Source organism: Bacillus cereus group sp. N11 (assembly GCF_016483605.1).
GTDB classification, from domain to species: Bacteria; Bacillota; Bacilli; order Bacillales; family Bacillaceae_G; genus Bacillus_A; species Bacillus_A toyonensis.
In genome coordinates, this window is sequence record NZ_JAEHBN010000001.1 from 355,842 (window position 1) to 370,889 (window position 15,048).

The window sequence follows — 15,048 nt, forward strand, 5'->3', positions numbered from 1 at the left end:
GACGTGCCAACTCTACATATATACACTTTTTATAAATAATATTTTTATTTGTAAAAATATTTTAAATTTATCGTAAATAGGTGTATTATTTTTTTATCACTGTCTAAATTTTTATACATATCAGGAGGACGCTATGACATTTTCATTTCCAACAATCAAAGAGTTTATGAAAATTTTGTCTATCGATTGTACAAGTAGCATGAAACACATTAACAAAGTAGATGGGACATTTTATTACCTCCCTTCTACTACAGAAGAATATAGTTGCGGCTATATATATGAGGACGACTCGTTCACTACTTTAATTGATGCACTTTCACATGCATTAGCCGTTGTCATCATTAACAAAAACGAAGAGCCAATATGTTGTATAACGGCTCAGCAAATGATTCCGTTTCTTTATAAGTCTTACACTGAGCTACAATCTTTTTATAACACTGTAATTCAAACGACTGATTCTTCTGTTACAGTCATTGATGAAAAAGAATGTGTCCGTACGTGGACAGATGGTGCTGAAAAAATCTTTTCGGTTAATCATAATGAAATTATTGGACAACCAATTACTCGTTTTTTTGATTATAAAGACTTGGAAATCTTGCAATCATTGCATGACGGAAAAAGTATAATCGCTCAATTCCATCAGCCTCGTCCTGATTTGTTCGTATTAATAAATTCAAACCCCGTTTACTGTAACGATGAAATTATAGGAGCAGTCGTTTCAGAAACAGATGTGACAAATCAAGTTGTATTGAATGAAAAACTATTTAATATGTCACATGAAATGCACCGATTAGAGCAAGAAGTAGCAAAATATAAAGATACATCCGATCCTTTCCTCGCGATGAATGGAAAAAGCCCTGTTATACAAAGGACTATTCAATTAGCTAGAAAGGTCTGTTCAGTGAAATCAACCGTTTTAATACTCGGCGAAAGCGGTGTCGGAAAAGAAGTATTTGCGAAAGCAATACATGAAGCAAGTGAGGTAGCAAAGGCGCCTTTCATTTCAATTAACTGCGGCGCAATTCCAGAAGCTTTATTTGAAAGTGAATTATTCGGATATGAACGTGGGGCGTTTTCTGGAGCGAATAGTAAAGGAAAAAAAGGTAAAATAGAGCTCGCTCAAGGTGGTACTTTGTTCCTTGATGAAATAGGTGAAATGCCTCTCGATATGCAAGTGAAACTTTTACGTGTATTGCAAGAAAGAAAGTATTATCGAGTTGGTGGAGAGAAAGAAATAAATATTGATTTCCGTATTATCGCTGCTACAAATCGTGATTTACAAGAAGAAATGCGAAAAGGAACTTTCCGAGAAGATTTATACTATCGTTTAAATGTAGTTAGCTTACAGATTCCACCGCTGCGAGAAAGACGAGAAGATATTATTGAATTAACATACTCTTTCTTAAACGATTTTTCGATTAACTATAACAGACCTATTCGTGACTTACCTTCAAGCATTATGCATGAACTACTTCATTACGATTGGCCTGGTAATATTCGTGAACTTCGAAATGTAGTTGAGAGACTCGTAGTATTTGCGACAGACGGTATTATAAAACAAGAATATTTACCATTTCATACAAATGATACTATAGACAATCATACGTCTCATTCCCTATTACTCAGCAATAATCATACGATTCTTTCTTTACAAGAAGAGATGGATGAGCATGAGAAAAAAGTAATTGAAAGAGCTTTACACATTTTAAAGGGGAATAAATTAGAATGTGCGAAACAACTTGGGGTAACGCGAGCCACTTTATATAATCGTTTAAAAAAACTTGGGTTACAATAAAGTGAAGCATTAATCAGTGGTGGTTTTGTTCATCCCCACTTGATTATCAGCCCTCACCAATCAGGCTTTTACGGACAGTTGATCCCCCTCCTAACTTCTTTACTTTCGCTGGATTTTGCGGTGGGGTCTTACTGCCCGTTAATGCGGGATAATTCTTAACTCCTCTATATTGGCATAGTTTTTGCATTATAATTTGTGCAAACCGAACTAGAGGAGGAATACATATGACGAATAAAGAGAACTTAATTGTTTGTCGTTGTGAAGAGGTTACATACGGACAACTTCAATCGACAATTGCTGAATATAAATGCTCGGCAAGAGAATTAAAACTAAGAACACGTGCCGGTATGGGATTTTGCGGTGGCCGCACATGTAGAATGATGTTAGATCGAATGATTGAAAGTGCAAATCCTGACGTAACTCCTAATGAAATACCGTTAAAATATCAACCACCAATACGTGCTGTTACCTTTGGAGCGGTGGGTGATAATAAATGAGTAGAATTACACATCACCCTATTTTAGGTAGTTTACATAATAGTCAGCGCATCACTTTTCAATTTAACGGGCAACAATATGAAGCATATGAGCATGAAACAATTGCTGCTGCCCTGCTAGCAAATGGAATACGAACGCTACGCGTACATGAAGATAGCGGGAACCCGCGAGGTATTTATTGTAATATCGGTCATTGTTCAGAATGCCGTGTGACAGTAAATAATCAAACGAATGTACGCGCATGCTTAACAGTTGTAGAAAACGATATGATTGTTGAAAGCGGAAAACAGCATCCAAATATCGTGAGAGAGATGGTGAAAAAGCGATGATCGATGTAATTATTATTGGTGCAGGGCCGGCAGGATTATCAGCTTCCATCTCTTGTGCACGTTTTGGACTTAACGTACTTGTTATTGATGAATTTATGAAACCTGGCGGGAGATTGTTAGGACAGTTACATCAAGAGCCTACTGGAGAATGGTGGAACGGAATTAAAGAAGCAAAACGTCTTTACGAAGAAGCCGAATCACTGTCAGTCGATATTCGGTGCGGTGTTTCCGTCTATAATTTAGATAAAGATGATAGTTCTTGGTTCGTACATACAAATATCGGTACGTTAGAAGCTCCGTTCGTATTAATTGCTACTGGCGCTGCGGAGTATTCTATCCCCCTTCCTGGCTGGACACTTCCAGGAGTTATGTCAATTGGAGCGGCTCAAGTTATGACAAATGTTCATCGCGTGCAAGTCGGAAAAAAAGGAATCATTATTGGTGCTAACATTTTATCATTCGCCATTTTAAATGAATTGCAATTAGCTGGAATTAAAGTGGATCATATCGTACTTCCTGAAAAAAGTGAGTTAAGCCAAAAAGCTGGTGAACCAGAAGAAGTTTTGAACTCCCTTTTAAATGCAGCTCATCTCGCTCCTTCTGCTTTTTTGCGTATAGGTAGCCGTTTTATGAAATATGATTGGATTCGAAAAGCCAGCTTAAACTTCTATCCAAATAACGGAATGAAAATAAACGGGACACCACTTCATCTTCGGAAAGCTGCACTTGAAATTATTGGAACAGATCAAGTTGAAGGTGTTCGTGTTGCTACTATTGATTCTAAAGGAAACATTATGAATGGATCAGAGAAGATATATGAGGCAGATTTCGTTTGTATCGCTGGAGGTTTATATCCGCTTGCTGAGCTTGCTGCTGTAGCTGGATGCCCTTTCCATTACATCCCAGAATTAGGTGGACACGTCCCTCTTCATTCCGAAACAATGGAAACCTCTCTTCCAGGTTTATTTGTAGCCGGAAATATTACTGGGATTGAAAGTGGGAAAATCGCGATGGCGCAAGGGAGTGTCGCTGGATATTCAATCGTAAAACAAGCTAATATAAAATCAAATTCAGTTGAACAACACTTACAACAAGCAATCCAACATGTTCACACCGTACGCCATCATGCTGCGATTCAGTTTAATCCAATGATTGATGCTGGTAGACGAAAGATGAATGAAATTTGGCGTGATTATTCCACCACATATGCACATACTAAAAAGAGCTGCTGAGATTACTCTCAACAGCTCTTTTCACTACTCATCCGAGTTATTAAATTTCGCTAATGCATAAATGCCTTCTTCATCATCTAATTCAAGTTGTAATCTTGCTGCGAATGAATTGACATTGTATTCTCTGTCAAGTAATAAGCGTAGTGCCTCGATTAAGTTCGCTTGAATTAAAATTTGTTGACGACCATTTACCTCTACTTCAGCAGAGAAACCATACTCATCATCATACATTAGTTCAACTAATACTTCTTCTGGACCCACTTGTCTTTTTTCAGCGATATATACGCAAAGCGCATTTATAAGCTCTTGCTCAGAAATTTTTATTGTTTCCATGCTACTTCATCTGCCTTTTTCTTACGTTGATCTTTGAAGTATTTAAATGCACGAACTGCTAACATTACGATACCAGCCATTACTAACATATTTACCATAAACGCTAATACAGAACCAAGAGCTCCCATATTTGCAAATAAGCTACCCATTAGTAAACCACCAAGACCACCTAGTAATAAACCTTTCATAAAGCTTCCTTTATTACTTTTTGGCGCTGTGTTTGCTGCTTTTGTTTTTGAATCTGGATTCGTTTTTTGAGAATTCACGTTTGAGTCTTTTTTGTTTAAATCAACTTTTGACTTTTGACCTGAACTTGGTGTAAATGATTTTTTACCAGATTTGTAACTCTTCGCTGCTGCGTGATCTACAAACATGAAGCTACTAGCTCCAAAGATAACCATGAATGCTGTCATTACTGCTACAAGTTTTTTCAACATATTATATCCATTCTCCTTTTATATAGATATATGTGAAATCTATCTTTCTTGTAAATTTAGAATGATAGATTTGTTTTTAAGAACATTTTAAAGGTTCTTATGAACTTATTATATGAACTTTTGTCTAAATATGCAAGTATTATTTACTTCTTACAGTTTCATGACAAAGGAAAAATTAAGCAAAAACAGAATTGACTTTAAATGAAACAAAACATATTATAAGTTCATAAGAACTTTTTATTATTTTGGAGGTGAAAAGATGGAAACATTTCATCTCACACGAAACGAAATGGCAACCCTCCTTCTATCACTTAGAGGATGGAATACGAAAAAACCTCTCGGTATTTTACAAGAAGCTTGGGCAAAGTCGCATAAAAAAGATATTGAAAGCGGACAAAGCGTAACTGCTTTTATTACTACCGCACTTTCACCTATTTTCGAAAAACTAATTAAGATTGACGATACGGACGTTGGTTTTTCTTTAAATGAAATTGTTGCACTTGGTAATCAGATTGAAAACACAAGTTTCTCTGTAACTGCGATGCAAAACTGGGTGAAACGAGATATAAAAGAAATGATTGGCTCTCCTCAAAAAGGGAAAAAATATTCAATTGAACAAGCAGCCTTACTATTTATTGTCGAAGATTTAAAAACAGCACTTGATTTTGAATCCATTCGTAAGCTATTACGCCTTATTGTAAATGACCCAGCCGATCGAAGTGATGATTTAATCAATCCTGTTCATTTATATGTAGCATACTCTTCTCTATTTGAAGAACTCAATCAAGGGAATTGCTTACAATTAAATGCAACAGATACCGTTCATACAATTGAAAATATCGTAAAAGAAAAAGCTGATAAAATCGCAAGCAAGTTCGATCAAATTAATAACGAACAACGCGAAGCAATTCGTAACGCTATTATTATTGCGACCCTTTCTGTACATACCGCATATGTACAAATGTTAGCGAAACGTTACGTAACAGCAACGTTATTTTTACAAAACTTAGATGTGAAACCGTAAAAAACAAGCATCCCCCTGTCCTACGTATATGACAGGGGGATGCTTGTTTTCAATCAATATAAACTACACAAATCATTTTACATTTAAGTTTCGTTCTACAATAGCTCTTGATTATGTAAAAATCATTACTAACCTAACATTCAACAATGTTCATTTCTTTCTATTAAATTCCTATCAGATTTTCTCGATAAACTTAATTACTTCATTTTTATAATTATATTTATCATTAATTTCTTGTAATAATTCAATATCATGCGTATGAGTTTTTCCTGTCTCTAGCAGCTCACGGTATAAATCAATATAAGGAAGATTTTTATTAGTGGCATTTTTATATTCCTTTTCTACATCGTAAAAAACCTTTTTAAACCTCACATCAGTAATCCCTGCCTCATCAATTTCAAGAATTGCATACTGAGCACGTAAGTCAGAGTTTAGCTTATTCCACTTGTAAAAAGGTTGTCCAACTGTTCCTGGGTTAATAATTAATTGATCATTGCTACTATAGCGCAACAATTGATGGTGGGTATGAGCGTAAATCGCAATATCATAATCACAATCAAATAACCGATCAAACTGTTCTTGATTATTAGTGGGCCATAAATCCCCTCCGTAATTTTTATTTTGTAGATTATGACTAATACTTATTGATAAATCATTAACCTGTTTTGTTATATGTAATGGTAAATTTTTAATATGATTAATATAGTTTTTATCCAAGTTTTCACATTGATACTGAACTAATCTAGAAACATAAATATCGGTTGCGTTATCAATATCAATGTTTTTATTAAGAACGTCAAGAAAGCTATCTTCCCAGTTTCCTTGTACATAAGTATCAACGTTAACACTATCTAACATTTCAAATAAATCATTCGATCCAGGACCAGGCATAATTAAATCTCCTAAAAACCAATAATCAGTCACACCTTCTTTCAAAGAATCTTCGATAACTGCTTTTAAAGCAGTTGCATTTCCATGTACATCTGCCAGTACAGCAATTTTATGTTTCATGTATTTCATCCCCCTAAATTAACATTATATTCCGAATTAACTGCGTGTATTTTTCTATATTGTTTCTTCTTTCTTAACTCTGTGCATATCATACACTTTCACTTGATTCTCTATATACGATTTTTCTTTTTTAAATCCAGCTTTCTCATAACAACGAATGGCCCTCTTATTATCTTCCCTAACTTGTAATACAACAGCTTCTATATCAGGATTTAAAAATGATTTACTAATAAAATACTTTGTAATCTCCGTTCCAAGCCCTTTTGAATATAAATTCGAAACACCAATGAGGATAGAGTATTCCATCACGTACGCATCTTCATATTTCTTCTTTTTTAATCCGACTCTCCCTATTACTTCATCTTCTACTACTATTACATGATAGCTCGCATAAGACCGCGACAATTTTTCAGTCCAATACTGCCGAAGCTCTTCAATTGTATATCGCTTAAATGATTTCACATCTGCTATATTATGTAACTCTTCATTGTTATACCATTCTAATATAATTGATAAATCATCTATTTGTAATAAACGTTCATGCCAATCCATATTTTCACCTCATCTACATTTCAAATTACTACACCTAATTAAAAAAAATACGCATATTCTTTTTTAGGCAATTTTACTATCTCTTGAATAAAATTCGATTTTTCTAAAATGTCATCTAGCTGCCCCTCACTATACACATAAATACCACCTACGTATGAACTGTAAGCCTTTTTCTCAGTTATTACCACTGCGGTGCTATTTTCCTTTTTATAATCGCCCTCTTTTCCTTTTTCAAATGACAAACTTTTAGTTGCTGAGAAATAAAGATAGATTAATGCTGCTATTTCTATGTCATCTGATTTTGCAAAGCACTTTATTTCATTTATAATCATTTCATCTTGTAATGGAAGAAAGTCCTCTATCTTCTTTCTTTTATAAAAGAAATTTTGTAGCTCAGGAGTATGGAACGAAAGATTTTTCTCCTTTATCTTTTGAAATATGGATTGCAACAATAAATCTTTCCCTACTACAAACGGATGGCCAAAGCCATTATTGTAAAGCCCTTCTTTCATTTTCATTAGTTGTTCAATGTATGGGATTCCTTGTTCTGCAATAACAAGTTTACCGTTAATAAAACGCATACTAGCAATCAATCCTTCTATTCGTAAGCACTCGAATTCAAGCGAGGAATAATATAAATCTCTATTCCAAAAATCTAATTGATCCATTCCTAATGAATTAAATAATAGTTCATCTATAATTGGAAAAACTCCATCTTCTGTTAAAGCTTTCGTTACATCATCTAATAATCCAGGAGTTTGGTTTAAAATCGCGCGTATTTTTTCATCCTCCTGAATGATTCGTATCGTCCACTCACCATGATCTTCACCTGATATTTGCTGAAAACAATGTGAATACGGACCATGTCCAAAATCATGTAGAAGAGCTACAGTAGATACTAGCTTTCGTTCATATTTCGATAAATGTATATCACCAATCTCAGTAAGGTGTTCGATCACTTTATTTACTAGTACATATACACCTATCGAATGTTCTTCCCTCGTATGTATTGCGTTCTCATGTAAAAAATAAGTATGTCCTTGTTGTTTAATATAGGCCAACCTTTGAAATGCTTTTGTATCTATCAATTGAAGGATATCTATATCATGAATAGAGATTGGGCCATAAATTGGATCTGCAACATGCATACATTCTCCTCCTATTTTGTAAATTAAAACCTATATTATTATACTTAATTTTCAGTCTATTTTCATTAATATATGAGAAATTTTTAATGAACTTTTCATTATTTCCGCATGAAAATTTGGCTTATATCCTTTTCTATAATACTTATACGAGACATAAAAGAATTGAAATAGCAATCCCTTATATAAATAAGGTATAATCTACATATAGTGAACCTTTTATATCATTAAGTAAAAGGACATACATTCAAAAATCCATACATTAGAAGGTGCAACAATGTTAAGTAGTTTTATTCACTCAGTATTAACGTTTTTTGAAGGATTAGGTTATTGGGGCATTATGCTTGGACTAATGATCGAGATTATTCCAAGCGAAATTGTTCTCGCTTATGCAGGATACTTAGTATTCAATGGTAGCATCTCATTTATAGGTGCAGTTGTATTTGGTACTATTGGCGGCGTTATTGCTCAAATCTTTATTTATTGGATTGGACGATATGGTGGACGCCCTATATTAGAACGTTACGGAAAATATATTTTCATTCATAAAAAACAAATCGATGCTGCCGAAGATTGGTTTAATCGTTACGGAACTGGCGTAATTTTCACAGCTCGCTTCATTCCGGTAGTGCGTCATGCGATTTCAATCCCTGCTGGTATTACAAAAATGCCATTACTACGTTTCACTACGTTAACGGCACTTGCAATCATCCCTTGGTCTATTATTTTTATTTATTTAGGTGAAAAACTAGGTGAAAACTGGGAGAATATTAATGATATTGCTGGACCGTATGTGAAATCATTCGCTATCGGTGGCGTCGTACTTATTCTTTTATATTTCGTAATAAAAAAGTGGACAAAAAAACGTAAAAAACTTGCTTAAGATAATAAAAAAACCGCTAAAAATTCATTCAGAATTATAGCGGTTTTTATTATAGGCTTGATTATGTATTAAAAATTGTATTATTTCCTCTTTATGCTTCAAGTCTGCCATTTATAACCCACTCCTAATAACACCTTCTAGAAATTGTATGAAAAGCCCCCATATTTACATGGATAAGCAACAATTTAGGCATTCCTTTCGTATATTATCCCAAAAAGGAGTGATTTCCCCAATGCACTGGCAACAAAAAATACCATACTTAATTGGACGCCCTATCGGCATTTCCTTCATGAATGGGCAAGGAACTACTGGGGTATTATGTTCAGCACATGATGGCCAATTATATGTGTATGAATACCTTTACCAATCTCAGTTCGCGATGAAACATTATGATTTCAGACAAATTCAAGATATACACGCATTTCCGAATTGCCCACATCAAAATCCTCTTTATTAAAAAACAGGAACAGCTCATAGCCGTTCCTGTTTCTAAGTTGTTATTTCTCAGAGTAAAACTTCTGCACAGCTTCATCAAAATAGATCCAGCCTTTCCAGCCTAGATGAATCGTATCTTTTAAGAAATACTTATCATATTCATGGCTAGAGAAATCGACTACTGGATACCCTGCTTTCTCAACTTGCTCTCTAACCTTTGTATAATACACTTCACGGCGTTCTTTCGGGAAACCAGCGTAATCATACCAAGGTCCATTTACAGGTACAGAGATAAAGAGTGGCTTAACATTTTTTTCTTTGAAAAGATCTAAAACAATTTGTAAGTCATCATATTCTGGTGATTCATCATACGATTCATTTGCTCTAAAATTTTTTAGGCCTTTTAATTTTTTCTTTAAATTATGTTTATAGTAATACGGGTTTTCAATTCCAAATGTATTTGTAGTAGACTCCGCTTGCCCTTCTTGTTCCGCATGTTTACGTGCATTCTCCCAAGAAATTGAACGTAGTCCCATATTTATTTTCTCTTTCATCGGTTCAATCTTAAATAAAGAATTAAATAAATCTCTATGATCTAAAATGTTTCGGTACATATAAGCAAGTGGTTTGGCTAGACCTGCTTTTATGTTATGTTTCGTATCATTATAAACAATACCTTCTAATGAATTTTTTAATATATCATCCTTTTGAACAACTTTATAATCTAATAGTCGTTTCGCGATCTGCTTCTTCATTTCAGGTTTAATGTCATCATTAAAAATAAAATGATATGCTTGTTGTTTGGAGAAATTATTAGTAAAATCTCCTTGTGATACACCCGTTTTTGTAAACCATTGTGGCGAAAGAACAAAGACGACTTTTTTACCTTCCAAATCATCCATTGTAGACGTCATATTTAAAATGTGAGCTAAACTTTGCGTACCGCCAGTTCCAATTAAAAATGGTGTAAAACCTGCTGGATTTACTTTGAAATAGTTAGATGGATGGTATGCATCCATTCGTAAAAATTCAGATGAACCGTACATCGGTAAATACTGCGAATTCTCTAACATTTTCTGTTGTAAGAAAACACTTTGTAGTTTTTCTTTTTGTAAGGACGTTGCCGCATCTTCTATTTTTTTATCACTAATTAGCGATACTAAACTTTTAGACGGAATAAGCAATACAATGAAAAAAAGTACACAGGCTAAAATAATTGGTCCGAAAGCATGCTTCATCTTCATTAAATATTCCTCATTCCATTACTATTAAATTGTAACCCTTGTTTTTGACACGTCATCTTTTCTCTCCTTTTTCTCTATACATGTTCCATTCTATTTATCTATTATATACATGTATGTATTTCCTTCCTTGTTCTATTAAGTCCTATACAAATAGCGCAAGCAAATGTTTCCATAGAAACACGTTAATTATACAAGATTCTACATAAATTTCACACTGGAATTTTAGTAATAATTTTATTTTTAAACGTCGAAAAAACAAATGAAATGTCTATAATTCATCCGATTATGTATTACATAAAAAAAAACAGACCACCACATACGTGAAGTCTGTTTCTCCATCACTTTATTTTTGTACATCTGCCCATTTTAAGCTTGTAGCTGGACCGAATTGATGCACATATAAGTCTTTCACATATGGTTTTTGTAAGTAAGATAGACCGCGCTGGAATACCGGTGCAATTACTGCATCATCCAGAAGCATTTTTTCAGTATCTTGCAGTGCTTTCCAACGTGCTTTTTCATCGTTACCTAATTCAGTTTTAATCTTCTTAATTAACGCATCATATTCTGGATTTGCATACCCTGTATTATTTACAGTACTTCCTGAAAGGAATACTTCTAAATAAGTCATTGGATCTGGATAATCAGGTAACCAGCGTGATAACGACATTTCATATTCTTTTTTCTTCTCTAACGCTAGTTTTTGCGTATGTGGTTGTAATTTCACATTTACTTTAAGCCCAGGTAAGTTTTTCTCAAGCTGTTCTTTAATATATTCGCCTACTTTTTTAAAGTTTTCTAAGTCATAGTTTAATAACTCAAGCGTTACTTCATTCGTTCCTGTTTCTTGCTTTGCCTTTTCCCAATATTCTTTTGCCAGTTTTACGTCTGTCTTATTAAATTCGCCTGCTGTACTTCTAAAGTCTTTCTTGTCTGGACCTTTTAAAAAACCTTTTGGTACATAGTAGTTTGCAGCAACAGAACCATCATTTAAAAATGAAGTCGCAAGGCCCTTCTTATCAAACACTGTACTTAGTGCCAGACGCGCATTTTTATTTTTAAGAATCGGTACATTTTCATTGAAACGGAAGAAATACATGACTGGATCTGTATATTGTTTCAGTTCCTTATTCGTTTTATATTTATCTACAAATTCTGTAGAAATGACCGCTCTATCAACCTTATTTGTTTCATATAAATTTACCGCAGTCGAAATTTCTTTAACAATTTGATAGTTTACTTCATCTAGCTTCACTTCTTGTTTATCCCAATACTTATCATTTTTCTTCATTGTAAAGCTAGCTTCATGTTTCCATTCTGATAATGTAAACGGTCCATTATATACCGTTTTATTTGCTTCTAATCCGTATTTATCACCTTGCTCTTTCGCATATTTTTCATTAATCGGATAGAAAGATGGCAAAATGAGTAGTTTCGTAAAATATGGTACAGGATGTTCCAGCTCTACGACAAATGTTTTATCATCCTTTGCTTTTACTCCTAATTCATCTAATCCTAGTTGTTTCTTATTTATTTTCTCCGCATTTTTCACATCATACGCAATATATGCATATTGAGAAGCTGTATCTGGATTAATAAGCTGCTTCCAAGCATATACGTAATCGTGAGCCGTTACTGGATCTCCGTTAGACCATTTCGCATCACGTAAATGAAATGTATAAGTCTTTCCATCCTTACTAACCTCATATTTTTGCGCTCCGGCTTCAATTACTTCATCATTTTTCGATAATCGGAATAGCCCTTCCATTACGTTATTCAAAACGTTAAATGATACCGCATCTGTTACTTTCCCTGAATGTAATGATGGAATTTCACCCGTTTCTAGTAGCTGCAATACTTTTTTCTCATCTTTCGGCTTTGTAGCTGTTTTTTCTTTTGCGCAACCAACTAAAAATGAAGAAACTAATAGAGTACTAACTAACGAGTAGCGAACTACCTTTTTCATTTCCAAACCCCCTCTATTTTTTACGGTAAGTAACGGCGAGCACCAGCGTATTCTTCTATATATCCTGGTGTATTTAACGGGATTATTTCAACTGATCTTTCAGCTCTTGGTGAGTGAATCATATTACCATCACCAATATACATTCCAACGTGATGGACACTACCTTTCCCTTGATCATGCGCAAAGAAGATTAAGTCTCCTTTTTGTAAGTTTTCTTTATCAACGGCAACCCCTGCTCTTGATTGCGGTCCAGAATCGCGCGGTATTGTAATACCGTGCGATTTATAAATCGTATGTGTGAATCCAGAGCAATCAAATCCAAACCCACTTGTACCAGCCCATATATATGGTAAACCTAAAAACATTTTCCCTGTGTTGATTAAATCATCGGCTGTCGGTGTTGGAATATCATCTTGAGAACGGTAAACCGCTCCATCATTTTTTCGTAGCCATGCTTTCTGTCCATTTGGCAACAATACGCGGTATGAAATGGTATCTTCACTTAGTAGCGGCAGTCGCGTATTATAGCTAACTTCAAATGCTTTTTGTTTTTCAGAAGGATTTATATATAAAATTGCGGTCGGTTTCGTTACTAATACGAACGGTTCGTTTGTTTTATCTGCAAACTCTTGATTATACGTTAATTGTTTTTCCGGCATCCATCCCGGGTAACCTTCTTCATTTCGCGGTGTCGGTTGTCCGTGTACTAACACTTTTACCCAGTCACCTTTCTTTTCAACAACCGTTACTTCTTGACCGAGTAGTGTTTGCGTTTCTAATTTATTTGCATTTGTTAACCATAGTTTTTCATCGAGCGTCATTGATTTCGTCCATTTCCATAAATCAACTGGATTTGTTGCACTCGGTGCATCAATTGGCCGTAACGAATCAGGTGCAGTCCATAACGTTGCGGCAGATACATCTATAAACGCTTTGCTATCTTTCTTCTCTTCAGCATTTGCCGATGTAAACGATGAAAATATAAATAAAGTTGTTAATAATGCAGTTCCTACTTTTTTCATATATATCCTCCTTAAAAGGTAAGTTACTAGTCATTTTTTCTAAGATTACATATTCACTTTAGAATGAAGGTTTACCTTTGAGCCGGAGTAAGTCATTCCTTCCGGTTCTTCCACTAACCATAGCGGTGCATCAAGATCGAAATAATGAATATTTGGATGTGCAGCAGCTAAGTGTGCTACAGCACTAACGGAAAGTGAAGATTCCATCATACTGCCAACCATACATTTCACACCTGCCGCTTCTGCAATATCTGCAATACGCCACGCTTCACGTATACCACCGCATTTCATTAATTTAATATTAATTAAGTCCGCGTAGCTTCCTTGCACGAGTTTTAATGCGTCACTTGCTGAAAATATACTTTCATCAGCCATAATAGGCGTTTGTACATTTTCTTTCACGTACTTTAATCCATCCCAATCTTTCGCGTGAACTGGTTGTTCAATGAATTCTATATTTAAATTACGATTTTCCATCTCTTTCACAATAGAAACCGCTTCTTTTGGATTCCATCCTTGATTTGCATCTAATCGTAACGTTGTATTTTTTGGTACACTATTTCGAATCGCCTCAATACGCTCTAAATCTAAATGCACAGATTTACCAACTTTAATTTTTAAAGTTTGAAATCCTTTTTCTACATGTTGCTTTGCCTCTTTTGCCATAATAATAGGATCATCTACACTTACTGTAATATCTGTATAGATTTCTTTCTTACCGCCTAATAATGCGTAAAGTGGAACGTTTTGATATTGGCAATACACATCATATAAAGCGATATCAACCGCTGCTTTCGCACTTGTATTTCCTATACAACTCATTTGGATATGCTGTAATAACTGCTGAAATTGAATTATATCTTGACCAATTAAGCATGAACGCAGCGGCCCTAATATAGCTTCCTCAATCCCACTAGCGAAATCTCCCGTAATAACCGGTGTTGCGGCCGCAGCTCCTTTACCAACAATTCCTTCATCTGTATGAATAAACACATCAATACTTTCAATTTCAGTTACGGTACGAAGTGCGGTTTTAAATGGAGTATGAAGCTTTACACAACGACGCTTCACCTTTATATCCGTAATTTTCATTTCGCTCATCCTTTCGTTGTCCAATAAAAAAATCCAGCCGCAAGAACTTCC

The 15,048-nt window shown here is 34.7% G+C and carries 16 protein-coding genes; 7 read left to right on the forward strand and 9 right to left on the reverse strand.

Annotated features, from left to right (window positions below):
* Positions 1 to 133: 133 nt before the first annotated feature.
* The 4 genes from JDS98_RS01865 (at position 134) to JDS98_RS01880 (ending at position 3,853) form a co-directional block, all read left to right on the forward strand.
* Complete coding sequence (locus tag JDS98_RS01865) at positions 134 to 1,795, forward strand: sigma-54 interaction domain-containing protein (RefSeq protein ID WP_199632168.1); 1,662 nt, start codon at positions 134 to 136, stop codon at positions 1,793 to 1,795.
* A gap of 224 nt (positions 1,796 to 2,019) precedes the next feature.
* Complete coding sequence (locus JDS98_RS01870; protein WP_000182286.1) at positions 2,020 to 2,292, forward strand: (2Fe-2S)-binding protein; 273 nt, start codon at positions 2,020 to 2,022, stop codon at positions 2,290 to 2,292.
* Positions 2,289 to 2,621 carry a (2Fe-2S)-binding protein gene (locus JDS98_RS01875; RefSeq protein ID WP_000087053.1) on the forward strand — a complete coding sequence of 111 codons (333 nt, stop codon included), beginning with the start codon at positions 2,289 to 2,291 and terminating at the stop codon, positions 2,619 to 2,621. Before JDS98_RS01870 ends, JDS98_RS01875 begins: the two co-directional genes overlap by 4 nt.
* Positions 2,618 to 3,853: an NAD(P)/FAD-dependent oxidoreductase gene (locus JDS98_RS01880; RefSeq protein ID WP_000567616.1), complete on the forward strand. Its 1,236-nt coding sequence runs from the start codon at positions 2,618 to 2,620 to the stop codon at positions 3,851 to 3,853. The genes JDS98_RS01875 and JDS98_RS01880 overlap by 4 nt, the downstream gene beginning before the upstream one ends.
* A 24-nt stretch (positions 3,854 to 3,877) precedes the next feature.
* Here JDS98_RS01880 and JDS98_RS01885 read toward each other — a convergent pair whose 3' ends face one another.
* Positions 3,878 to 4,186, reverse strand: a complete 309-nt coding sequence (locus JDS98_RS01885; RefSeq protein ID WP_000447764.1) for a YxcD family protein — start codon at positions 4,184 to 4,186, stop codon at positions 3,878 to 3,880.
* Positions 4,174 to 4,623: a hypothetical protein gene (locus tag JDS98_RS01890; RefSeq protein WP_000914475.1), complete on the reverse strand. Its 450-nt coding sequence runs from the start codon at positions 4,621 to 4,623 to the stop codon at positions 4,174 to 4,176. The genes JDS98_RS01885 and JDS98_RS01890 overlap by 13 nt, the downstream gene beginning before the upstream one ends.
* A 259-nt stretch (positions 4,624 to 4,882) precedes the next feature.
* On the opposite strand from JDS98_RS01890, the gene JDS98_RS01895 reads away from it, so the two are divergent.
* Complete coding sequence (locus tag JDS98_RS01895) at positions 4,883 to 5,647, forward strand: DUF1836 domain-containing protein (RefSeq protein ID WP_000447231.1); 765 nt, start codon at positions 4,883 to 4,885, stop codon at positions 5,645 to 5,647.
* Between the two features lie 174 nt (positions 5,648 to 5,821).
* Here the strand turns inward: JDS98_RS01895 and JDS98_RS01900 are convergent, their stop codons facing one another.
* From JDS98_RS01900 to JDS98_RS01910, 3 genes are read right to left on the reverse strand one after another with little or no spacing between them, the layout of a single operon-like run.
* Positions 5,822 to 6,658, reverse strand: coding sequence for a metallophosphoesterase family protein (locus JDS98_RS01900; protein WP_000680864.1), 837 nt, complete (start codon positions 6,656 to 6,658; stop codon positions 5,822 to 5,824).
* A 54-nt stretch (positions 6,659 to 6,712) separates the two neighbouring features.
* The gene (locus tag JDS98_RS01905; RefSeq protein WP_199632165.1) at positions 6,713 to 7,210 is read right to left on the reverse strand and encodes a GNAT family N-acetyltransferase; all 498 of its coding nucleotides are present in this window, start codon (positions 7,208 to 7,210) and stop codon (positions 6,713 to 6,715) included.
* A gap of 38 nt (positions 7,211 to 7,248) precedes the next feature.
* Complete coding sequence (locus tag JDS98_RS01910; protein ID WP_199633484.1) at positions 7,249 to 8,358, reverse strand: HD domain-containing protein; 1,110 nt, start codon at positions 8,356 to 8,358, stop codon at positions 7,249 to 7,251.
* Between the two features lie 274 nt (positions 8,359 to 8,632).
* Here JDS98_RS01910 and uptA point away from each other — a divergent pair, with 274 nt between their 5' ends.
* Complete coding sequence (uptA, locus tag JDS98_RS01915) at positions 8,633 to 9,238, forward strand: undecaprenyl phosphate transporter UptA (protein WP_000952907.1); 606 nt, start codon at positions 8,633 to 8,635, stop codon at positions 9,236 to 9,238.
* Between the two features lie 232 nt (positions 9,239 to 9,470).
* Positions 9,471 to 9,695, forward strand: a complete 225-nt coding sequence (locus JDS98_RS01920; RefSeq protein ID WP_000558696.1) for a hypothetical protein — start codon at positions 9,471 to 9,473, stop codon at positions 9,693 to 9,695.
* A gap of 40 nt (positions 9,696 to 9,735) precedes the next feature.
* Here JDS98_RS01920 and dltD read toward each other — a convergent pair whose 3' ends face one another.
* The 4 genes from dltD to JDS98_RS01940 all read right to left on the reverse strand — a co-directional run bounded on the left by dltD (position 9,736) and on the right by JDS98_RS01940 (position 14,997).
* Positions 9,736 to 10,917 (reverse strand): D-alanyl-lipoteichoic acid biosynthesis protein DltD, encoded by a 1,182-nt coding sequence (gene dltD / locus JDS98_RS01925; protein ID WP_098711350.1) that lies wholly within the window; start codon positions 10,915 to 10,917, stop codon positions 9,736 to 9,738.
* 343 nt (positions 10,918 to 11,260) lie between these two features.
* Positions 11,261 to 12,883, reverse strand: a complete 1,623-nt coding sequence (locus tag JDS98_RS01930; RefSeq protein ID WP_199633485.1) for a peptide ABC transporter substrate-binding protein — start codon at positions 12,881 to 12,883, stop codon at positions 11,261 to 11,263.
* 20 nt (positions 12,884 to 12,903) lie between these two features.
* A complete protein-coding gene (locus tag JDS98_RS01935; protein ID WP_199633486.1) occupies positions 12,904 to 13,905 on the reverse strand; it encodes a C40 family peptidase in 1,002 nt (333 codons plus the stop codon).
* A gap of 45 nt (positions 13,906 to 13,950) precedes the next feature.
* Positions 13,951 to 14,997, reverse strand: coding sequence for a dipeptide epimerase (locus JDS98_RS01940; protein ID WP_097957328.1), 1,047 nt, complete (start codon positions 14,995 to 14,997; stop codon positions 13,951 to 13,953).
* Positions 14,998 to 15,048: the final 51 nt, after the last annotated feature.